The 20,413-nt window shown below is 66.9% G+C and carries 19 protein-coding genes; 7 read left to right on the top strand and 12 right to left on the bottom strand.

The genetic code is table 11. From position 1 onward, the window contains the following. Positions 1-1,150: 1,150 nt before the first annotated feature. From AAF430_12845 to AAF430_12855, 3 genes are read left to right on the top strand one after another with little or no spacing between them, the layout of a single operon-like run. Positions 1,151-2,158: a helix-turn-helix domain-containing protein gene (locus AAF430_12845; protein ID MEM7411116.1), complete on the top strand. Its 1,008-nt coding sequence runs from the start codon at positions 1,151-1,153 to the stop codon at positions 2,156-2,158. Positions 2,159-2,170: 12 nt separating this feature from the next. Next, complete coding sequence (locus AAF430_12850; protein ID MEM7411117.1) at positions 2,171-2,752, top strand: zinc ribbon domain-containing protein; 582 nt, start codon at positions 2,171-2,173, stop codon at positions 2,750-2,752. Between the two features lie 2 nt (positions 2,753-2,754). Then, on the top strand, positions 2,755-3,150 hold the full coding sequence (locus AAF430_12855) for a hypothetical protein (protein ID MEM7411118.1): 396 nt from the start codon (positions 2,755-2,757) through the stop codon (positions 3,148-3,150). A gap of 52 nt (positions 3,151-3,202) precedes the next feature. On the opposite strand, the gene AAF430_12860 is transcribed toward AAF430_12855, so the two are convergent. Beyond that, on the bottom strand, positions 3,203-6,385 hold the full coding sequence (locus tag AAF430_12860; GenBank protein ID MEM7411119.1) for a LamG-like jellyroll fold domain-containing protein: 3,183 nt from the start codon (positions 6,383-6,385) through the stop codon (positions 3,203-3,205). A gap of 213 nt (positions 6,386-6,598) precedes the next feature. Here AAF430_12860 and AAF430_12865 point away from each other — a divergent pair, with 213 nt between their 5' ends. After that, positions 6,599-7,549: a hypothetical protein gene (locus tag AAF430_12865; GenBank protein MEM7411120.1), complete on the top strand. Its 951-nt coding sequence runs from the start codon at positions 6,599-6,601 to the stop codon at positions 7,547-7,549. Here AAF430_12865 and AAF430_12870 read toward each other — a convergent pair. The 3 genes from AAF430_12870 to AAF430_12880 form a co-directional block, all read right to left on the bottom strand. After that, positions 7,546-8,361 carry a PEP-CTERM sorting domain-containing protein gene (locus AAF430_12870; protein MEM7411121.1) on the bottom strand — a complete coding sequence of 272 codons (816 nt, stop codon included), beginning with the start codon at positions 8,359-8,361 and terminating at the stop codon, positions 7,546-7,548. The two genes, AAF430_12865 and AAF430_12870, sit on opposite strands and share 4 nt — an antisense overlap. Positions 8,362-8,533: 172 nt before the next feature. Next, positions 8,534-9,742, bottom strand: a complete 1,209-nt coding sequence (locus tag AAF430_12875) for a DUF3859 domain-containing protein (protein MEM7411122.1) — start codon at positions 9,740-9,742, stop codon at positions 8,534-8,536. A gap of 8 nt (positions 9,743-9,750) precedes the next feature. Continuing rightward, positions 9,751-10,506, bottom strand: a complete 756-nt coding sequence (locus AAF430_12880; protein MEM7411123.1) for an SDR family oxidoreductase — start codon at positions 10,504-10,506, stop codon at positions 9,751-9,753. A gap of 314 nt (positions 10,507-10,820) precedes the next feature. On the opposite strand from AAF430_12880, the gene AAF430_12885 reads away from it, so the two are divergent. After that, the gene (locus tag AAF430_12885) at positions 10,821-11,237 is read left to right on the top strand and encodes a thrombospondin type 3 repeat-containing protein (GenBank protein ID MEM7411124.1); all 417 of its coding nucleotides are present in this window, start codon (positions 10,821-10,823) and stop codon (positions 11,235-11,237) included. A 98-nt stretch (positions 11,238-11,335) separates the two neighbouring features. On the opposite strand, the gene AAF430_12890 is transcribed toward AAF430_12885, so the two are convergent. From AAF430_12890 to AAF430_12900, 3 genes are all read right to left on the bottom strand, one after another. Further along, entirely contained in the window at positions 11,336-12,106 is a 771-nt protein-coding gene (locus AAF430_12890) for a hypothetical protein (GenBank protein ID MEM7411125.1), read from the bottom strand. Positions 12,107-12,326: 220 nt separating this feature from the next. Further along, positions 12,327-12,584: a hypothetical protein gene (locus AAF430_12895; GenBank protein ID MEM7411126.1), complete on the bottom strand. Its 258-nt coding sequence runs from the start codon at positions 12,582-12,584 to the stop codon at positions 12,327-12,329. 41 nt (positions 12,585-12,625) lie between these two features. Continuing rightward, the gene (locus AAF430_12900; protein ID MEM7411127.1) at positions 12,626-13,429 is read right to left on the bottom strand and encodes an SDR family oxidoreductase; all 804 of its coding nucleotides are present in this window, start codon (positions 13,427-13,429) and stop codon (positions 12,626-12,628) included. Between the two features lie 155 nt (positions 13,430-13,584). Here AAF430_12900 and AAF430_12905 point away from each other — a divergent pair, with 155 nt between their 5' ends. Both AAF430_12905 and AAF430_12910 read left to right on the top strand, forming a co-directional pair. Beyond that, positions 13,585-14,217, top strand: a complete 633-nt coding sequence (locus tag AAF430_12905) for a PEP-CTERM sorting domain-containing protein (GenBank protein MEM7411128.1) — start codon at positions 13,585-13,587, stop codon at positions 14,215-14,217. Beyond that, positions 14,214-14,840 carry a PEP-CTERM sorting domain-containing protein gene (locus AAF430_12910; protein ID MEM7411129.1) on the top strand — a complete coding sequence of 209 codons (627 nt, stop codon included), beginning with the start codon at positions 14,214-14,216 and terminating at the stop codon, positions 14,838-14,840. Before AAF430_12905 ends, AAF430_12910 begins: the two co-directional genes overlap by 4 nt. A gap of 30 nt (positions 14,841-14,870) precedes the next feature. Here AAF430_12910 and AAF430_12915 read toward each other — a convergent pair whose 3' ends face one another. The 5 genes from AAF430_12915 to AAF430_12935 are packed head-to-tail and all read right to left on the bottom strand — an operon-like array spanning position 14,871 to position 20,412. Next, entirely contained in the window at positions 14,871-15,941 is a 1,071-nt protein-coding gene (locus AAF430_12915) for a tetratricopeptide repeat protein (GenBank protein MEM7411130.1), read from the bottom strand. A gap of 3 nt (positions 15,942-15,944) precedes the next feature. Then, on the bottom strand, positions 15,945-16,871 hold the full coding sequence (locus AAF430_12920; GenBank protein MEM7411131.1) for a type II secretion system F family protein: 927 nt from the start codon (positions 16,869-16,871) through the stop codon (positions 15,945-15,947). 4 nt (positions 16,872-16,875) lie between these two features. Beyond that, positions 16,876-17,847, bottom strand: a complete 972-nt coding sequence (locus AAF430_12925) for a type II secretion system F family protein (protein MEM7411132.1) — start codon at positions 17,845-17,847, stop codon at positions 16,876-16,878. 10 nt (positions 17,848-17,857) lie between these two features. Further along, entirely contained in the window at positions 17,858-19,231 is a 1,374-nt protein-coding gene (locus AAF430_12930) for a CpaF family protein (protein ID MEM7411133.1), read from the bottom strand. After that, the gene (locus AAF430_12935; protein MEM7411134.1) at positions 19,231-20,412 is read right to left on the bottom strand and encodes a cellulose synthase operon protein YhjQ/BcsQ; all 1,182 of its coding nucleotides are present in this window, start codon (positions 20,410-20,412) and stop codon (positions 19,231-19,233) included. Before AAF430_12935 ends, AAF430_12930 begins: the two co-directional genes overlap by 1 nt. Position 20,413 lies beyond the last annotated feature (1 nt).

The raw sequence follows: 20,413 nt of genomic DNA on the forward strand, positions 1-20,413 counted from the left end.
GCGTTCCGGCAGATACGGAGCACGCGGTAGCACATACAACGATTGGAACATCAGATATGCGCTCAAGCAAGTGGACCAAGTACTGAAACCGATGCCCCGGTAGAGCCTCGATATCATCGAGCAACAGAGCGTGGGGCTTGTCCCGGCAGCGTTGACGAACCCGCTGCACCCAGGCTTCGGAACTCACGGTAGCGTGCGGCCCGACACCAGACCGGCTTCTTGGCACCCCCCAGTCTCCCACGTCCCGGTCACGGGGCGCCGGGCCGACCTCGGAAGCGCCCCCGACAATGCTTAGAGCCTCCTCATCGCAGCGTTCAGCGGACACAACGAATGCGGCCGCCGTAGCGCGATCAGCGAACTGAGACAGCGTCGTGCTTCGGCCACTGCCGGGCTCTCCTGCCAAGAGAAGGAGCCTTCCCTCCCCATAGCTCGCCGTCGACAACGCGAGACTGAACGCGCGCAGGACCCCCTCTCGCGAGATGAACTCTCCCAAAGAGGATTCGACATCGCCCACGAACTGATAGCCGGCCCGTGGAATCGTGCGGATCCACTCACGGTCATCTCCTGCCGCTCTAAGTGAGCGGCGAAGGGAGTGCACCGCGAATCGCACAGCCTCGGGACTGACATGCTCTGCGCACCACACATCCCGCACCAGCTCCTCGCGGGAGACGACTCGAGATCGGTTCTCTACCAGGAACATCAACAGCTCGAACGGTTTCGGCGAGAGATCCAGGCTTCGTCCTTTGTAGCTGACGATCCGCGCCCCAACGGATACGCGAAAATCACCGAACGCGAAGTCAGAGTCGAAGTCGATCGGTCCCACAGAATCATTATCACCCCGCGGGCCAAACGATCCGCCCCCGCGGGGAGCCTCATTCGAGAATCCAACGCGAACCAAACAACAAAGCTCGCGCCCACCACATAGCCTTGCGACGACGCCTGATCCCTTGGAGACGCCGTGAGTCAACCTTGTGCGCTAATTGCCCACCCGAACACCCGGAGAGCCCGGTTCGCAGCCACCCTCGCCGAACGAGCCGGGTACTCACCCCGAATCGTCGAGGCCCCCGCGGCCCCTCTGCTTCGGTCCCTGCCCGAAGTGGCTGTCGTGTTCGCTAGGCATTCGCCGCCTTCGATCGACGCCGTTTCTCTGATGAGAGAATCCCGGCGTCGTTCGGCCTCCTACTTCATCGTCGAAGTCGCTAGTCGCGACATCGATGGGGCGGTACTCGCGACGAGGGTTGGCGCTGACCGAGTTGTGACGCCGCAAGAGCGATCGATCCCCTTTCCTTCTCCTTCGGAAACCGAGGAGCAGCGAGCGAGCTCTCTCCAGCTGCATGGGACGAGCGCATCCTCTGGACTTCTCCGAGCGCGATTGTCGGCGCTTGCGACCCACACTACGCCCGTGATCTTCGCGGGCGAAACTGGCAGCGGTCGCTTCCACGCCGCTAGGTGGCTCAGCGAGGAAGCTCGCTTTGCGACATCGGGCACAACCGTTATCCGACCGGGGGCCACCAGGCCAACGCGGAGCCTCTCCAAGCGTGTGGTTATTCTCCGCGATCTCGATCAGTACTCGAGGACGGATAAGGCGTACTGGGCGAGCGTGATCGCGGCGTCTGCCCTGCATTCGGAGCATGCACCGGCTCGCGCCATCGCAACGATCGGGTCCGACAAGAAATGGGGCCTGACCGAGCTTGCACCAGAACTCGCGCAGTTTGCAGTTCACGTAGCTCCCCTGCGAGAGCGCACTGAAGACGTCAAACCCTTGGCCGATTTCTTCGCAAGTACTTTCTCTCAAGCAATCGAACGCAGACGACCAGTGATAGACGAATCAGCTTACGCCTGCCTCCAGAAACAAGACTGGCCGAGGAATCTTGCCCAACTCAAATCAGTCATAGAGAGGACTGTTGCCCTTACCTACGGAGATGTGATTTGTTCAATTGATGTCGAGAATGCCCTCGTCGATTCACCCTTCAGCGTGGGCATACTCCGAGACATGAGAAGGGATGATCAGAAACGCGAACTGACGGAGCTGCTTGAGTCAACCGGTGGAAACATCGCCGAAGCCGCTCGCCGACTCGGCCTGAGCCGAGGTGCGGTGATCTACCGCGCCCAGAAGTTCGGTCTGATGCCGAGTCGAGCGCGATCGCGAAGCCTATAGGCATCAGGAAAGTTGAGCTTCCCTACCCCGTTCAAGGTCTGCCCCAGCTGCCGCGAAGAGTTCCAACGCACGGTCGAGTTTTGTTCGGACTGCGACGTCCCGCTCGTATTCCCGGGCGAAGAACCCGCGGAGGAAGCCGCTTCGCAGGAGCCCCTCGAGCTACTGACCAAGGGCGGGCCTTGGCAGCTCGAGGCGCTCGCCGAGCACCTCGCGCAGCGCGGCATCCCCTGTCACATCGACACCGACCCGCCTCAGGCGGCCATTCAGGGCCCGCAGTCCTACCGGCGCACGGGTTTCCAGGGACGGGCTACGGAGTTGGCCCTGTACGTCGCCACCTCGGACCTGGGCGATGCACGAGGCCTGGCGGAAGAACACCTGCGAAGCCGGCTGCCCGATGGGGGCGAAGAGATCGCCGAGGGCGAGATCCTCGACGCATGTCCCGCCTGTGAAACGCCCCTGACCCCAGGCGCCGACGCCTGCGGCGAATGCGGGCTCCCATTCGCGGTACAGACGATCCAGTGCCTGAGCTGCGGCCAGGAGGCGAACTCGGACGAAGCCGCGTGCCCGCACTGCGGCGCGCGCTGGGACGCCTAGCCTTGCAGCTCGAGCTGGGCGACGGCCGCACCTGCGACGACCCCACGCCGGACCAGGTCAGCACGGCCCTGCGCCATCTCGGCGACCTCGACGACGCGTTCGCCATCCTGTCGCGCAGCGAGCTGCACTACGTACAAACCGCAGGAGACCCCGACTCGGGCTACCTGCTCGAGTACCAGCTCGGCTCGACCGACCGACACTTCCGCTCGGTGAACCACGAAGTCACGCTCGACACCACGGAAGGTGTCTTTCTCGCCTACCTGGCGGGCGACGAAGGCTGGGCGGACCCTATCGAATGGGAGCCGGAGACCCTCGCGGGCTCGGGCAGCTCGCTGGGCGCCGCCTTCGTAATCGCCGTCACGCTCGTGTTGGGCTTGCTGTGGTGGGCCTCACGCTAAGAGCGACGAACACCCGCTCGGGGGCGTCAGCTTCCCCGACGCCCATCGACAACTATGGCTTCGCGAGTTCATTGATCTCTTCCGGTAGAAGCACCCGGTCGTAGATCCGAAAGTCTGCGATGGCCCCATTGAAACTGGGCCCGCCGGCCGTGTCGTTGCCGATGACGGTCTTGTCGTTCAGTCCGTAGAGAGCGTCCAACGATGCCTGGGCCATGATGTCGTCCACGCCCTTGAGCACGCCGTCAGCGTAGAACTGGAAGCGCCGGAACGTGGTGTTCTGGTTGTCGGGATCCGCCGTCACCACGATGTGCTGCCACACGCCAGCCTCGAGCAGTCCATCCAACTCACCCATGACAGGTCCCCCAGCCTCGAGGGTCACTATCAGTTTCTGGTCCACCTGCTCGATTCTGCTACCGGGATCACCGGTGAGACCCGCAGCCAGCGGAGTCGCCGTTCCACTAGACACGGAGTTGGGGCGCACCCACATGGCCACCGTCATTCCCCTCGAGAACCCGGCCCCGTTGTTCCCTGCCTCCACTCCCGCATTGTTCACCCCGTTGAACGCCAGCGCGTGCCCGCCCTTCGACGCAGGGATCCACGCGGACGCGCGAGGAGGCGATGTCGCCAACCCGGTCAGGGTCGCCGGGCGACACACGTCCCCGTTGCAAGCTACGTCTTCGGCCTTAAGCCCCCGGGCCTCTTCCAACGGCCATGCGCCGGTCGAGTTCGGAATCGCCCCCGAGACGAAGACGTCATCCACCCAGACCTCGCCTCCGCTTCCGTTGGCGCCAACCACCGAGAAGTTGTTGAGGTTGCGAAGCTTCGAGAACACGAAGCACTTGCGCGCGATCCGCTGAAGGTTTGCCCTATACGCGTGCCATTGCCCATCGTGTGGGCTCGGGGTCGCCGCTGGATCCAGCACGACCAACGCAGATGCGAGCGGCTCGATCATGGCGCTCTGACCATTCAGGCATTGGGTCGACGCCGCAGTACCTTCGAAACGAATGGTGACCGGAACCACGGTTCCATTTTGGCCACCGGCTTCGATATCTACGTTCCACCGAAACTGGTGGGGCTGACCCGAGCGGCCCTTCCAGCGAACGATCGTCCCAAACTGATCGTGGTAGGGCACGTCGTTCTGGCTGGTCCCGCTGAGTTCGCAGTCGGGGCCCGTGATCTTGATCGATTCTCGACCTGTCTTGGCATCGTTCGCCTCGAGGGCTGCGCAACCGTTGTTCCCGCTCCCATCGAACCAGTGGTCGACGTTTCCTTCGCCGTCGGAGATCTCCATCTCCGCCGTGTTCTCCAGTGCGCCGCGCTCGCGGCCATCCGCCACCATCCGAGGCACTCCATAGAGGTCGTACTCGGCCGGGCCCAGGAAGATCGGCACCTCGACACCGTCGTTGATTCCCGGCAGAGACGTTTCCGGCAGAACCGGAGCGCGGAGGCGGTATAGCAGCGACGGATCGCCCGCAGGCTCTCCGAAGAACGCGTCAGAGCGCGTCTCGCCAGACCCTTCGCCGTACATGGTGACTAGCGGTGGGACGTGCCCCGGATAGGAAACGGACGCGAAATCACCCGCGAAGTCGGCCTGGTCCACACAGGTGTGCACCCCGCTGAACGCTCCCTCTGCGCTGAAGCAACTCTCGCGGTCTGTCGTGATCGGAACCCCTTCGACTTGGACCGTCTGCGTGTACTCGACCAGGTTGTGGCCGATGATCAGCCCGTAGTTGTTGTCGCAGGGCTGCAGCTGATTCTGCGGCAGTTTGCACTGGCCGACTTGCCGTTCGTAGTAGTTGCGGGGTGCGATGTTGTCCCGGAACACGTTGTTCGAGACGCGGTTGTCTTCGCTCTGGATCTCCCGGTTGGGATCGTTCCCTCGTCCTTTGTCGAAACCGACGAGCGCGTCGAACCTCGGCGAGTAAGGCTCATCGAGGATTTCGGAGTTCACCACGACGTTGTTGATGACGGATGAGTGATGGGCTCCTGCGAAGGTGAAGATCACCGCTCCTCGAACGTTGTCCACGATGTTGTTGCGCACAGTCACCAGCCCAGCGATCGGTGTATCGAACGCGTGAGCGAACCGACTGTTCCCCCCAATACTGATCGCGCCGAATCGGTGCTCGAGATCGAACAAGCGGTTGCCCTCGACCACAACCAGCAAGGACTTGTTCTTGACCAGAATCCCGGTCCCGGCGAACCCGTTCGGGGTATTGGGCTCGTCGCGCACTGGGAAATTGTCATGGATGGCACAGTTCCGAACCGCCCAGAAATCGCCTCCGGTGATGTCGATGCCGTCTTCCCCGTGGTTGTAGATGTTGCAGTTCTCGAGGAGTCCCACCTCGCTGTCGAAAGCCGGTTGTGAGGGCTTCGCCAGGTCAGCGCTAACCTTGAAGGCATCCTCGAACGAACCGCGAAGCGTCAAACCTCGCCCTTCGAAGTAGTCGCCCTCAACGAAGATGGGGTAGTTGGCGTTCTCTAGAGTGATGTCCTCGACCACGACGTAGTTCACGTCTGGGTTGACCTTAAAGAGGTCACTCACCACGGAGAGTTCGACAACCCCAGCTTCAGTCGGCGGGTCGTACCGCTCACCGCCCGGCCGGACGAAGATTTCGGGCGCACCGGGGTTCCCAGGAGCGATCTGGCACCCGCCGCCCGCGTCGCGCCGTCGCGTCCATTGGCGCGCGTCAGTGAGATGATTCGGGTCTCCGTTGTAGAAATCGTCATTCCCCGGGCTCGGATTGCTGTCCTCCAGCGCGATGTGCGACTCGGCCAATGTCAACGACTCGGAATCGATGTAGACATTGTTTACACAGTGGCTGTTCGGGCCCGTGTATTCCCAGACGTATCCCTCGAGCGCCGGGTCGAATCCCGGCTGGTTGGCGGGCGTGACCATCCGCCAATAGCTGGAATCATTCGCCTCGTATGCACCGGAGATCACTACCGGCTCCCCGTTCGGGCCGGGCACGCCCCGGACCGTGATCTTGCCGCCGCTTACGCTACCCGAGGGGAAGGTGACTTCGGTGAGTTGGCGATAGGGATCAGCGTGCCCCTTGATCACGAGTGTGTCACCAGGCGCAAGCGCCGGCTGACCATTCGCGCCCTCGACCGCTGCACCGATGACATTGGGGCCGCTTGACCACTCCAGTTCTATCTCTGCGGCCTGCAACGCCCAAGGAAACAAGAAGAGAACCAGAAGCGGAACGATACGGATCCGACGAACGACAGAATGCACGGGAGCCCCTCCGTAAGAACCGGCGCGTCACCACCGGCTTGGTCCGAGCGCAGCTTCCCACGGCCCACGAGAGGCCGTCCAGCAGATCTGTTGGACTTCACGGACTTATCACAGGATCCGTGTGGAACAAGACACGCAAGACTGATTGTCACGAGCTCAAGCAACCCCGGCGAGCGGACGATTCCTCCTCGGTTGAATCGGGGAGACACCGAAATGCGGAACCAGAGAACCCACCGGCGCGAATCGGGCTACGCCATCGTGTGGGTCTTGATCATGGCAGCGCTGGCCGCGATGGGCTTTCTCGCCCTCGCCGCCTCGAACCCGCAAACCGACGTGCCCGCCGCCGGCTTCGCGGGCGCCTTCCTGGTGGTGGCCATCGGGATCGCCATCGAATACCGCTACGACGCGTTCGACTGCCTGAAGAACACGAGCTTCCTGGCGTCGATCGTCGCCGTGATCTTCGGGTCGTGCGCCCTCTTCCTACCCGAGCCGAGCCTGACCACCCAGGCCACCGCGGTGGTCAGCACCCTGCTGGCCGTGGTCTCGGGCGTCAGCGCCTACCGGCTCGCCCAGGTCGAAGAGATCCTGCCGAACCCGCTGCTCGCCGACTTCGAGAAGACCACCCTGCGCGAGCTCAACGGCGTCCAGTTCGCCGTCACCCACAGCGACCTCGCCGTGCAGGCCGGGGGCGAGGTGCTGGTGCACGTGAGCGCACAGAACGGCATGAGCGAGCCCCGGAGCTTCGAGCTGCGGCTTCGGCCCCGCGCCCTGGGCAAGGCCAGCCAGCTCGGGTTCGACAAGAATGCGGTCCTCCAGCTGCCGCCGGGCGCTGCAGGCACCCTCTCGGTACCCGTCACCATCCACCCCAAGGCCCGCGGCACGTTTCCGATCGGCGTGGAGCCCAAGGTGCACGGCAGTGGCGGCGTGCGCTGGCGCGTTCATCGGGCCCGCGCCTTCAGCCAGCGCGTGAGCGGCGCGTTCCAGATTCTGGCGCTCTTCGGTGGCGTCTTCGTCTGGGGCGGGGGCATCACCCTGAACCTGAAGGTGCGCAAGCTGAAGAACTGGAAAGAGCTGCCCGTCGAGGAACCGGCTCCCAGCCAGAGCCAGCTCACCTACGAGCCCGACGACGCTCTGAAGGCCGAGCTGGGCTTCAGGGCGGGCTAGCGGGCGCGTCGCCGTCCGCGCGAGGCGCACAGAGCCGCGAGCCCCAGTGAAACCAGGGGGAGTGACGCGGGTTCCGGAACGAACTCAAGCACGCCGATCGGGTCGGCCCCGGCCTCCAGCGTGCCTACGAACTGAGTGCCCCCAGTCGTGGGGTCGACGGTCAAGAGCTCGTTCGTGAACGGGTTGACCCCGAAGAGCGTTCCGTCCTGAGGGTCGAACGTCAGACCACGCAGTTCCGATTGCCCGTGAATCCCAATGACCGTGTCCACACCCGTGGTCGGATCGATCGCGACCAGCGCCTGATTTAACCAATCCGTCCCGATCAGCAGGCCTGTACTCTCGTCGAACACGAGGCTCCGAATCTGACGAGAAGGGATAGTGGCAATCGCGGTCCCGGCTCCGGTAGCGGGGTCGACCTGGATCAGCTGGCTTGTGGTGCTTGAGAACACATCCGTCGAAAGGTCGATGGAGTAGAGCACCTCGCCGACGGGGTCGAAGGCGAGGCCCACCGGAACGAACGACGAGAACTGCCCCACGAGAGTGACGTCACCTGTTTGCGGATCGATTTCCGTGAGGCCGCCGAGAGCCAGGTTCATCCCGAACAGACGATCGCTTCCGACGTCATACGCCAACCCGGCCAAGCCGAACGTCGTGGCCGGCCCCCGAGGAATGGGGACGGTGTCACCCGTCGTCGGATCGACCTCGAAGAGGTTGCCTTGCCAGCCCGCTCCTAGCAGCCTCGCTGCGCTAGCGGAAACAGGCTGGAGCACGAGGACGGCGAGCAGGCTCGCTAGCAGGGTCCGAAATGACACGTGGGACTTCTCCGCGTGGTCAGCCGCTTCGAGGTCGAGCCCACCACGGATCTGGCGCTCAGCTGCCAGCGGACTCGCCGCCGACGGCCGAGCGGACCGGTCCAGTATGCCAGAAGCGAGATCTGGAGTTTGCGAGAACCAGGCGAGTGCACCGCGGTGTGATCCGCGAGCGCTAGGGCAGCGGGCACCCACTGCGCTGGGCGAGCTTCGCCAACGAGAAGACGCCCGACTGGCGGCTGCCGTCGGGGAACTGCCAGGTCGGGTAGGCCGTGACGCCGCGGCACGCGCGGTTCTTGATGCGCGTGATCCACTGCTCGCACTCGACGTAGGGCAGCGCGTCGACATCGGCACCGAACAGCGCCTTCTGCTTCTTGCAGGCCGAGCACCAGTGGGCGCCGTAGAAGACGGCGCCCGAGTCCGTGAGGCACTGGGCCAGCGAGCCGCCCACCAGCGCCGGCGTCTTCGGCCCGCTCGCCTTCGATCCGCGCACCACCGACACCCCCGCCCCCGAACCCCGGTTCGCCCGCGGCGGAATCGGCCGCACCACGCGGAAGGTGGTGCTCGAGAGCACGTTCCCCTGGTGGCGGATCTCGACGGTCCAATCACCGGCCACCAGCGTCCAGGGCGCGTGGAAGCGGTACCCCACCACCGCCTCCTGGTCGCGCGGCACGCGCACGAGCGTGCTCGGGATGGTCTGGGGCTCACCGTCCGGGTCGATCAGCTCGGGCGTGGTCCACGCGATCTCGAGCTCCACGCTCCGGGGCGCCGCGATCGGGCGGTACACCACCCCGAACTGCATACCCACCTCGGCGGGAATGCTCGTGGTGCGGTAGTCGACTCCACAGGCCTCGCCCGAGTGGAACGCTCCGCTCGGGGCCGCCGTGCCCGGCGCGCCACAGGCCGACAACACGCCCACCCCGATCACTTCCACCGCCCGCTCGGCCAGCACCCGCTCGATCACTTCGAAGCGGTGCTCCAGCGCACGCGTCTCGAAGGTGTCGAGGCGCGCAAAGCGCGCGGCCGCCCCTTCCTGGTTGGCGCAGTCCAGGAGATCCGCGCTCTCCACGGCGCAGACGAGCGCGAGGTCGCCGAAGGCGCCGCCGTTCTGGCAGTCGCCGAGCCCCAGCTCCACGGTCAACTCCGAGGCGGTCTGGCGCACGGTGCCGGCCGTCAGGCAGGTGGTGGCGACGTTCCGCGTGCGTCGCTTCGTGAAATGCGCGAGCGCACGCACCTCGTCTCCCGCGATGCACAGCGAGAACCAGTTGGGCGACTGGTGGCTGAAGCAGCCCGCCACGGGCTCCACTTCCACGGGCTCCGGCTTCGCACACGCCACCCCGACCGCTGCCACCAGCAGCAGCCCCAACAAGCGAAGGAAAGACAAGGGGCGCCCTACCCCATGTGGGCCTGACCGCCGTCGATGGCGATCGATTGGCCGTTCACGTAGCGCGCGCCATCCGAGCAGAGCAGCGCGACGAAGGCACCGATGTCCTCTTCGCACTCGCCCACCCGCTTCATGGGGATGCTGGCGATGAACTCGGCGGCTTCTTCCGGGTTGTTGTCGATCCACCAGGCCAGGCCCGGCGACTTCGCGTGGGGCAGGATCACGTTCGTGCGGATCCCCTCCTCGGCCCATTCGCAGGCGGCCGCCCGGGTGAGCGAGCGAATCGCCTCTTTGGTGGCGGCATAGGCGCCGTAGTTCGCCATGTCCCAGCGCTTCGCGGCCGTGGACGCGAGGTTGACGATGCTGCCACCGCCCTTCAGGTGGGGCCGACACAGCTTCATGAGCCGGAACGTCGCGAGCGGCCCCGATTCGAGCCCGGCTACGAAGCGCTCATCGGTCACGTGGTCGAGCGATCCCAACGGCACTTCCTGGGCGTTGTTCACGAGGATGTCGATGGTGCCGAAGCGGGCCACCACTTCGTCCACCAGTGTCGCCAGACCATCGGCCGACTTCACATCGCACGGAAAGGGGTGCGCTTCGGTTCCGGACTCCGCGAGCAGTTTGCACGTCGCGTCGAGTTTCGAAGCCGTCCGACCCGACACCGCGATCTTCGCGCCTTCCTTCGCCAGCGCGAGTGCGATCCCCTGCCCCACACCCTGACCCGCGCCCGTAATCAGCGCCACCTTGCCGTCCACCAGGCCCATGCGTCTTTCCTCCGTGCGCCGCCCCCCGGCGGCCGCGCCCCAACGGTCCCTCAACCGAGCGCCTGTGGCCACTTCCTCCCGCAACGGGCGCTCGAGCGGTCGCCCCAGCGCATTTCACGCGGCCCCCACGGCCTGGAACGAGACGTGCCGTTTCGGTTCGTGAATCGCCCGCTGCCGTCATGCGCGGCTGATCTTTTCTTGCGCTCTCCCCACCAAACGTGCCTACACTGAGGTCGGTACGGTGCGGAAGGGTGGACCTGACACGCAGCGGCTCCCAAGCGGGCCCGCCGCGCAACACCCAGGAGCACTGATCCATGAAGCTTCGTGCATCCGCGACGATCTGCTTCGCCCTCTGGTTCGCCCTTCCGTTCGCGTCGACGGCCGGGCTGGCTCCCGACGCCGATAGCGACGGTGTCCCCGACGTTCTCGACAACTGTTCCACCACGCCCAACGCCGCACCCTTCGACTGCGACACGGACAAGGACGGCTACGGCAACGCCTGCGATGGCGACTTCGACCAGGACTTCGACGTCGACGGCGTGGACTTCAATCCCGGCTTCCTGAGCGTCTTCACGGGCAGCGGTCTGCCCTCACCGACCGGCACCGACATGGACTGCGACGGCGATGTCGACGGCAGCGATTTCAACCCGGTCTTCCTCAACCAGTTCACCGGCTCTGGAGCGCCCGGGCCCTCGGGCCTCAACTGCGCCGGCCAGCCCGGCTGCTGCTGACACCCACCCACCGTCCGCCCTCGCGTGCGGGGGACGGTGCGTGAAAGAACGCGCTGCTGCAGGGAGTCCCGGGCGCCTGCCCGGGGCTCCTTTGCGCTCTAGGAGCGGCGGCGGAGCGCGACGAGTAGCAGGGCCAGGCCCCCCGCCAGCGGCGCCAGGCCGAGCGGCTCGGGCATGAAGCGCACGGTCATCGTCGCAAACACCGGCGTCTCGCTGATCGGGCTGCTCGCCACGAGCGTCTGGATACTCCCAGGCGTCACCAGCTGAATCGTGCCGCCCGAGAACGCCGTGCCGTTGGCGAAGGGCGCCATCACCGAACCCGAGCGCGTGCTCATGGCGCCCATGAAGGTCGAGACCACCGCGCTTCCGGCGGTCCAGTCGTTGCCGGCGAGGCGCAACTCCTGGCCCGAGAAGGCGCCGTCGACCGTGATCGGCGGCCCGCCAATGCCGAGGCCCTGGGAGGTCCCGGTGAAGGGGACGAGCCAATCGAAGGGGGTGCCCAACGTCGAGCGGTGGTAGGACGCCAGGCCCAGCACGGGCATGACGCCGCCGAGGGCGCCGCCCCCGGTCGTGAAGTTGGCGCTGCCGTTGGCGGCGACGATGGTCAGCCGTGACGTGGTTCCCGTCGCGAAGGTGCGGATCACCGTGGTGTCCACCAGGCTCGACGCGAGCGTGAGGGCGGTGACCGGCCCGCCGCCCTGGCCTCCCGTGACCGAGACCATCACCGGCGGTGACGTGAAGTTCACGGGTCCGCCGCGGAAGCCTTCGAGGCTGAAGTCGATCTCGGCCGGGACGAGCGCAGCGCTGGCTGCGACGGGAGCCAGAACGAGCGCGAGGATCAGCGCGGCCGTGCGGGAGAGATGCAGCATGTCAGGTGGTTTCCGCCTCCGGGCCGCAGTGTGCGGCGGGTGGGGGGCCCCGTCCGCCCCCGGACGGCTTCGGAGCCGTCCATCCAGCATCGTAGGTTGCCGTTGGGCTGCCGCACGTGACGCGCGTGTCCCCACGGGGCGTCGCTCGGCCTAGACGGCCACGTCCGCCGAGCCGCCGTCGATCCGCAGATTCGCCGGAGCCGTTCGAGGGCGTCCCGAATCATCGCCCACGATCGGCCTCGAGCTGCTCGGCGAGCGCGCGGCACCTTTCCCTGGCCCACTCCGCGTACCGATCGTCCTTGCTCAGGACGTCCGCGTCGGCGCGAAAGTGAGACAGCTCGTGCCAAACGGCTGCGAGCGCGTTGTCGCACTCGTCCACCTCCCGGGGCCAGGATTCCATCGCGCGCTTCGTATCGATCTCGCCCCGACCAATCTGCTTCAGAAGCCCGACGACCACCTCGACATCTCGTGTGTTCATGGCTTCGTTCCTCGCTCCGGCAGCGATTCCATCCGCCTCGCCTAGACGGCCACGTCCGCCGAGCCCCCGTCGATCCGCAGGTTCGCGCCGTTGATGTAGCCGGCCTGGCTGCCCGCCAGGAAGGCCACCAGCGCCCCGACCTCCTCGACGCGGCCCGCCCGGGCGCTCGGGTTGGGGAGGAACTCGGCCACGGCCCGCGCCTCGATGGCGTCCCAGTCGTCGCCCCAGCCGCGCTTCTCGGCCTGGCGGAGGAAGTGGGCCTTCACCTCGGCGGTGGCCAGGATCCCGGGGCTCACCGTGTTGACCGTGATGCCCGTGCCCGTGAGCTCCTTCGCGAGGCCGACGCTCAGGTTGGGAAGGGTCGCCTTCGCCGCGTAGTAGTGCGGCGTGCGGTTGCCCGGCCGCACCGAGCCCACCGTCCCCACGAAGATCACCCGGCCGAAGCCCCGCTCGCGCATGCCCGGCACCAGGTGCTGCACCAGGCGAACCCCGGACAGCACGTTGCGCTGGTAGCTCTCGATCCAGTCTTCGCTGTTTCCCTCGAACCAGCCCGGACCGGCTGCGACACCGTAGTTGTTCACGAGGATGTCGACGCCCGCGCCGTTCGCGGTGACTGCACGCGCAACGTCGTCCGTGCCCGACTCGCTGACGATGTCGCCGACCACCGGGTGGACGTCCAGGCCGGCGTCGCGCAGCACCCCGGCCTCGCGCTCGGTGACATCGGCCTCGAAGCCGTGGAGCCAGACCCTCGCGCCTTCTTTGGCGAGCACTTCGGCGATGGCCCGCCCGGTGCCCCGGTAGGACCCCGTGACCAGCGCCACCCGTTCCTGCAGTCCCAGATCCATCCCGAGGCTCCTTCTCTCCCCCGTCGGACGCGCCAACGGCCCCGCGCACGCTAGCAAGGAAGCCTGCACGCTCTCCTGCTCCGCGTGGACTTGTCAGAGAATCCGTCGCTGTGTCACCATGCGCCCCGGGAAGGGAAAGGATCTCGAGGTGCGCCATGCGTGCTCGATCCGTCCTGCTGTTCGCTTTCGCTGTCTGCCTGCCGTTTTCCGCCGGAGCCGCCTCGATCGGCATCAGCTCGGACAAGCTGTTCGTGATGCCGGGCGAAACCTTCACGATATCCGTCGTCGGAGACACTGCGGGCGAGACGACGTTGAACGTCGTGGCGTTCTTCGAGTTCCAGGGCACCGTCTTCGCGCCCACCGGGATCGTGGGCCCGTCGGTACGGGAACCGGATGAAGTGGGAGCCGGCAATCCGAGCGCAGAGCGGCTCACTTCGCTCGACGGCGCGCTCGGCTGGAACCGGGCCGGACTGGAAGGGCAATGCAACGGAGACGCCGGCAATCCCTTCGTGTGCCGCGCCTTCGACCAGTTCCCGTCCTTGCCACCCGTTCCCGCCGCAGACGACATCACCGTAACGGCCACGTTCGAGTTCGAAGCGATCGGCCTCCCGGGCCAGAGCGGCGTCTTCGCGTTCACGGTCGCGAACTGGTTCGACCAGGCAGGCATCCCCCAGCCCGGAGTCACCGTGACAATCGTCCCCGAGCCGGGCACGGCGGCATTGCTCGGCTTGGGGCTCGCGGGTCTCGCGCGACGCCGGCGCTCCTCCGACTCTGGAACGGACTCGTGAAGGGCTCTCACGTGGCCCACGGGCTCGTCGCGATCGCAGCTCTCATTCTGGTTCCACTCGCCTCGCACGGCTCCTCACTCGGCATCACCACCGACAAGCTCACGGTGGTGCCCGGCGAACGGTTCACGATCTCGGTGAGGCTCGTCTCGGATGGAGAGGCGCCAAATCCTCAGATCAATGCCAGCGCCGCGGTCATTCGATTCCGCTACGACGCGCTGCTCGCCGACCCCACCGGCGTCATCGGGCCGTCGACGCGCGACCCGGACGAGGTCAATGCGGGCGCGCCCAGCGCCGATCGCCTCACGTCGTTCAACGGTCAGTTCGGCTGGCTTCGCGCGTCCCTCGAGGGCACCTGCGATGGCGCCACCTGCAGCGCCTTCGACCAGATCACGGCCACTGTCGTGCCCGCCGATGTGTTCACGGCACTTGCCACGATCGAGTTCGAAGCCATTGGGGTCCCGGGTGACGTCGCAAGCTTCGACTTCTCCCTCAGGTCCTTCAACGGCCTGCGGCTCGAGAGCATCCCCGGCGAGTTCCGCGCCGACGTGACGATCGTCCCCGAGCCGGGTACGGCGGCGCTGGTCGCACTGGGCCTGACGGCGCTCGCGCGGAGACGGCGCTAGGGGAAGAGGCGAAAGCCGCCCGGGGCGCGCTCAGCGCGCGTCGCGGGGCTCGGGCAGGTTTTCGAGGGCGCTGCCCACCACCGGGAGGGTCACTGCGCCGGCCAGCGGCGTCTCCGACACGGGCGAAGCGTCGCCGCGAGCCACGCGCATGGCACGTGCCGCCTCGAGGTTCTTCAGGACCTGAAGGTCGGCGTCCCCACCCGCCATCAGCGCCGCTTCGTAGTGGGTGACGGCGGCGTCGTAGTTGCCCTGCAGCTGGTACAGGTAGGCCAGGTTGTTCTGGGCGCCCTGCTCGTTCCCCGACACGCGGAATGCCTCGAGTGCGTCTTCGAAGCGGCCCTGCATCCCGAGCGCCATGCCCAGGTTGTTCGAGCGCAGCACTTCGTCGGCGCGGTCGAGCCGCAGCGCCTCGCGCAGCACGCGCTCGGACTTCACGGGCTTGCCGACGCGCAGGTAGGCGACACCCAGGTTGTTCAGGACCCGTCCGTCGCGGGGATCGAGCTGACGCGCCTTCTCGAGATGCACGATCGCGGCCTCGTGATCGCCGCGCTGATCGAGGGCGACCCCCAGCGCCGCCTGGGCGTCGACGGATTCGGCGTCGAGGGCGACCGCACGTTCGAGTTCCGCGATACCCGCCTCGAGTTCGCCGGCGGAGAGCATGGCCAGCCCGAGGCCGACGCGCGCGCTGGCCAGCTCGGCGTCGAGCGCGATCGCGCTCTCGAAGAACGGTCGCGCTCGCTCGGGGTCGTGCCGCAAGTGGATGAAGCCCAGGCGCACCTGGGGTCGCGGGTCGTCGGGGGCGCGGCGATACGCGGACGCGTAGTCCCAGAGCGCGCCGGCCAGGTTGCCCGTGGCCAGGGCCTGGTCGCCCCGCTCGAGCTTCTCGTCGATCGTGAGCGGGTTCTCGGCACGCTCGGCCACGGCCGCGGCTTCGGCCTCGGCCAGCCGGCGTTCTTCGGCTTCGCGGCGTTCTTCGGGCGTGGGGCCGGCGAACCAACTCGACGCGGTCGCACAGCCGAGCCCGGGGCTCACGGCAAGGGCCAGCACCCAGACACCGCCCATGCGGCGTCCGTGAGCGAGAGCGGCGCGCAAGACTCTCACGAACTACCTCCCAGCGCCGGCAAAGTACTGCGCCAGCTGCAAGAAACCAGGCCCGACGACGATGATGATCATCGCCACGAAGATGAAGGCCGTGGGGAAGACCATCTTGAGCGGCGCCTTGTTGGCCTGCTCTTCGGCCGACTGGATCCGGCGCGTGCGCATTGCGTCCGCGTGCACCCGCAGCGTGTCGGCGAGACCGGTACCGAAGCGCTCGGTCTGGATCAGCATGGAGACCAGCGAGTTCATCTCGCCCACGCCGGTGCGCTCGGCCAGGCCGCGCAGGGCGTCGGTGGTGCTCTTCCCCGCGCGCGTCTCGAAGACGGCCAGGTCGAACTCAGAGGCCAGGATCGGGTAGCTCGGCCGGAAGTCGCGCGCGACGCGCGCCAGGCTGGCGCTCACGCCGAGGCCCGCTTCGACACACACGACCATCAGGTCGAGCGCATCGGGCAGCGCCAGGATGATCGCCTTCTGTCGCGCCTCGACCTGGCGGTCGAGCCAGATGCGCGGCGCCAACACGCCGATGCACGCCGCCAGACACAGGACGCCCACGAGCTGGAACTGGGAGAGCCCCCAGGCACCCGGGATCAGCAGGATCAGCAGCGGCAAGGCCAGCGCCAAAGCGACCCGGCCGCCCATGTAGTTGGCGAGCGCGGAGTCCTGGCGGAACCCGGCGTGCACGAGCGAGCGACGGAGCGGGTCGGTGACCCCCGCACGACGCCGCGTCAGGTCGCCAGCGAAGGGAGCGAGGAGCCGTGCGAGCAGGCTCTTGTCCTGGCTCGTGAGGACGCCCTCTTCGTCTTCGATGTCCGTCGCGCTCTCGGGTGCGGCGAGCTGGGCGAGGCGCTTCTGCTCGGCGGTCTGGCCCAGGCTCGAGACCGCGAGCCCCAGGAAGAGCACGGATCCGAAGACGAGCGCGAGGATCAACCACATACGCCTAGACCTCGATTTGCGCCATGCGGCGGCTGATCACGAACCCCATCACGACCAATGCGAAGGCGATCGAGGCCATGATCAGGCCGGCTGTGGTCCCGAACAAGGGCTGGACGTAGGCGCGACCGCCCTCGCCGCCGCAAGTCACGAGCATCGCGACCATCACGAAGGGCATGCTGGCCAGCAGATTCGCCGAGGCGCGCCCGATCGAGGTGAGCGCCCGCACCTTCCCGTAGAGCGAGAAGCGCTCGCGGATCAGGTAGCCGAGCTTCTCGAGCACCTCGGCGAGGTTGCCGCCCGTCTCACGCTGGATCGAGATCGCGGTGATGAAGAACGGCAGATCGCCGGCCTCGGTGCGGTAGGTGAGGTTTTCGAGCGCGATGCGCAGCTCCTGACCGAGCTTCACCTCTTCGGCCACCTGCGCGAACTCGGAGCCGATCGGGTCGGCGAGCTCGTCGCCCACCATCTGAAAGGCGAAGGTCAGCGAGTGGCCCGAGCGCATGGCGCGGGTCATGAGCTCTAGGGCCTCGGGGAACTGCTCCTCGAACTTCGCCGTGCGCCGCATTCGCAGCTGGCGGATGCGCACCAGCGGAATCAGACCGGCGGCCAGGCCAGGCAGCGCCACGGTGGGGCTCGCGGTGAGCAGCGTCAGCAGCACCCACATCCCGAAGCTCAGCAGGATGCAGAGGAAGACGAAGCGTCCCGGCGCGATCGTCATGCCAGCCTGGTAGAGGCGGCGCTCGAGGCGTGTGGTCCAGGGCAGGCGCCCCAGCATCGAGAGGCGACTCTCGCCGCCCCCGCGGAGGATCGAATCCTCGTCCTCGACCTCGGGGCTCTGGATGCCCATCGCCATCTTCTGCAAGCGCTTGCGTGCGGTGGCGCGATTGCCCGAGCGTCGCTCCTGGAGCAAGAGCGCCACGCCTTCCACCGCCAGGAAGGCGGCGAGGAAGATCAACACGTAGAGCATGGGAGGCATGGCGGTCTCCTCACCAACTCTCGCGGGGCGGTCGCTCGAACATCTCCGGCGGCAGCTCGACGCCACTCGCCCGCAGCTGGTCGGCGAAGTGCGGGCGGATCCCCGTCGACACGATCTCGGCCTGGAGCACGCCGTCGCTGTCGAGGCCACGCTTTTCGAGCGTGAAGATCTCCTGCATGCTGATCATGTCGCCTTCGAGGCCGGTGATCTCGCAGAGGCTCACCAGCCGGCGGCGACCGTCGGCCAGGCGCGCGAGCTGTACGACCACGTGGATGGCCGACGAGATCTGGCTGCGGATCGCCCGCTGCGGAATGTCGAGGCCGGTCATCGCCACCATGTTCTCGATCCGCGACAGGGCGTCGCGCGGCGAGTTGGCGTGGATCGTGGTGAGCGAGCCGTCGTGGCCCGTGTTCATGGCCTGGAGCATGTCGAAGGCTTCCGAGCCACGGACCTCACCCAGGATGATGCGGTCGGGACGCATCCGCAGGGCGTTGATCACCAGCTGGCGCTGGGTGACCTCGCCCTTCCCTTCGATGCTCGCCGGCCGCGTTTCCAGCCGACCGACGTGGGCCTGGTGCATCTGGAGTTCGGCCGAGTCCTCGATCGTGATGATGCGCTCGTTCGGATTGATGAAGCTCGAGAGCACATTGAGCATCGTCGTCTTACCGGCGCCCGTACCGCCGGAAACGAGGACGTTGAGTCGCGAGCCGATCACTCCGCGGAAGAGCTCGACGATGGCCGGCGTGATGGTGCCGAGCTCGACGAGATCTTCGGCGCCGAGCGGGTCGGCGGGGAAGCGACGAATCGAGAGCAGCGGGCCGTCGAGGGCCAGCGGCGGGATGATCGCGTTCACACGCGAGCCGTCGGCGAGACGCGCGTCGACCATCGGGTTGAGTTCGTCGACGCGGCGGCCGACGCTCGACACGATCTTCTCGATGATGCGCATCAGGTGGAGGTCGTCCTTGAAGCGCGCCACCGTGCGCTCCAGGCGTCCCATGCGCTCCACGTAGATCATCGCGTGACCATTCACGAGGATGTCGGACACGGTCGGGTCGGCCAGCAGCGGCTCGAGCGGACCCAGGCCGAAGACCTCGTCCTGGATCTCCTTGACGACCCGCTCGCGCTCCTCGAGGGTGAAGAGCACGCGCTGCTCTTCGAGGATGCGGCGGGTGGCGAGTGCGACGTCCTGACGCACGCGCTCTTCCGAGGCCTTGCCCAGACGCGCCAGGTCGATGAGTTCGAAGAGGCGGTTGTGGACCCGGCTCTTGAGCTCTTGATAGGCGGTTTCCGGCCCGGGCTCATCGCCGCGCGGCCGCCGCGGCGATTTCTCGAGGGCCTTCGGGGCCTCGGGAACGTCGCTGCGGAGTCGGTCACGGAGCGCCATCACGAGCTCCGGAAGATGTTACGGACCGCGCGGCCCAGGGCGCTTCCGCCCTCTTCGGCGACCTGCAGGCCGCACCATTCATGGAGGGCTTCGCTCAGCTGGGTGTAGGCGGTCGCCAGCGCGCTGCGCGGCGCGACGTCGCTGACGCAGGCGCCCTGATTCACGCAGGCGAGCGCCGTGCGATAGGCGTTGGGGATCCGGAAGTCGAGGCCGCGGTCGAGGAACTCGTCGAGATCGCGGTCGGTGACCGAATCGTTCTTCGAGTAGCGGTTGGCCACCAGCCGGACGCGCTCGCCGGCATGCCCGAGCCGCTCGAGCAGGTCGAGGTGCTGGCGCGTGTGGTGCAGGGTGGGCACGTCCATCAGCGTGACGAGCAGGATCTGATCGGCGAGATCGAGCGCGCGAACCGTGGTGTCGCTCCAGGCACGACTCACGTCGAGCACCACCCAGTCGAAGTCTTCGCGGAGCAGGGTCAGCACTTGCTCGACGTGCTGGCCACGTACCAGCTCGGCCTCTTCGGCCCGCGCCGGAGCCGCGAGGATCTGTACGCCCTCGGCCGGCCCGTGGAGAAGCGTCCGCAAGTAGGTCGGGTCGAGCCGCTCACTCTCGCGGGCGATGTTCGCCACGCTGTAGGCGGGCTGGATGTCGAAGTGGAGCGTGACGTCGCCGAGCGGCAGGTTGAGGTCGATCAGCGCCACCCGGCCCCCGGTGCGTCGCAGGGCGCGGGCCAGCTGGCTCGCCACCGTCGTCGCACCACAGCCGCCCTTCGCGCCCATCACCGCAATGGCCTTCGCCGGCGGGTCGGCGGCGGCTGCCGCTTCGAGATCGGCCGTCACCTCTTCGACGGCCCGGCGCAGCTCGCCCTCGTTGGGCGGTGAATCGATGTACTCGCGCACGCCCATGCGCATGGCCCGCAGAATCGGACCACTCCGGTCCTGAGGCCCGGTCACGATCAGCCGCGGGCGCGGCGTCGGCAGCTTGTCGAGCAGGTCGAGCACGGCATCGGGCATCGAGCCGAGATCAGCGAGCACCAGATCGGGGCGGTGGTCGCGCACGGCTTCGAGCAGCTCGTTCGGAGCCGCCACGCTCGCCGCGAGGTGAACCACCCCGTCTTCGGAGAGCTTCTCACTCAGGTCCCGGAGCGGAGCACTCGCGGTATAGACAACGCAACTTCGAGCCATG

This window comes from Myxococcota bacterium (assembly GCA_039030075.1).
Taxonomy (GTDB): Bacteria; Myxococcota_A; UBA9160; order UBA9160; family SMWR01; genus JAHEJV01.

Coding starts and splice junctions, on each gene's coding strand:
- AAF430_12845 (MEM7411116.1), top strand. CDS start 1,151: ATGAGAGAATCCCGGCGTCGTTCGGCCTCCTACTTCATCGTCGAAGTC.
- AAF430_12865 (MEM7411120.1), top strand. CDS start 6,599: ATGCGGAACCAGAGAACCCACCGGCGCGAATCGGGCTACGCCATCGTG.
- AAF430_12880 (MEM7411123.1), bottom strand. CDS start 10,506: ATGGGCCTGGTGGACGGCAAGGTGGCGCTGATTACGGGCGCGGGTCAG.
- AAF430_12885 (MEM7411124.1), top strand. CDS start 10,821: ATGAAGCTTCGTGCATCCGCGACGATCTGCTTCGCCCTCTGGTTCGCC.
- AAF430_12890 (MEM7411125.1), bottom strand. CDS start 12,106: ATGCTGCATCTCTCCCGCACGGCCGCGCTGATCCTCGCGCTCGTTCTG.
- AAF430_12895 (MEM7411126.1), bottom strand. CDS start 12,584: ATGAACACACGAGATGTCGAGGTGGTCGTCGGGCTTCTGAAGCAGATT.
- AAF430_12900 (MEM7411127.1), bottom strand. CDS start 13,429: ATGGATCTGGGACTGCAGGAACGGGTGGCGCTGGTCACGGGGTCCTAC.
- AAF430_12905 (MEM7411128.1), top strand. CDS start 13,585: ATGCGTGCTCGATCCGTCCTGCTGTTCGCTTTCGCTGTCTGCCTGCCG.
- AAF430_12920 (MEM7411131.1), bottom strand. CDS start 16,871: ATGTGGTTGATCCTCGCGCTCGTCTTCGGATCCGTGCTCTTCCTGGGG.
- AAF430_12925 (MEM7411132.1), bottom strand. CDS start 17,847: ATGCCTCCCATGCTCTACGTGTTGATCTTCCTCGCCGCCTTCCTGGCG.
- AAF430_12930 (MEM7411133.1), bottom strand. CDS start 19,231: ATGGCGCTCCGTGACCGACTCCGCAGCGACGTTCCCGAGGCCCCGAAG.
- AAF430_12935 (MEM7411134.1), bottom strand. CDS start 20,412: ATGGCTCGAAGTTGCGTTGTCTATACCGCGAGTGCTCCGCTCCGGGAC.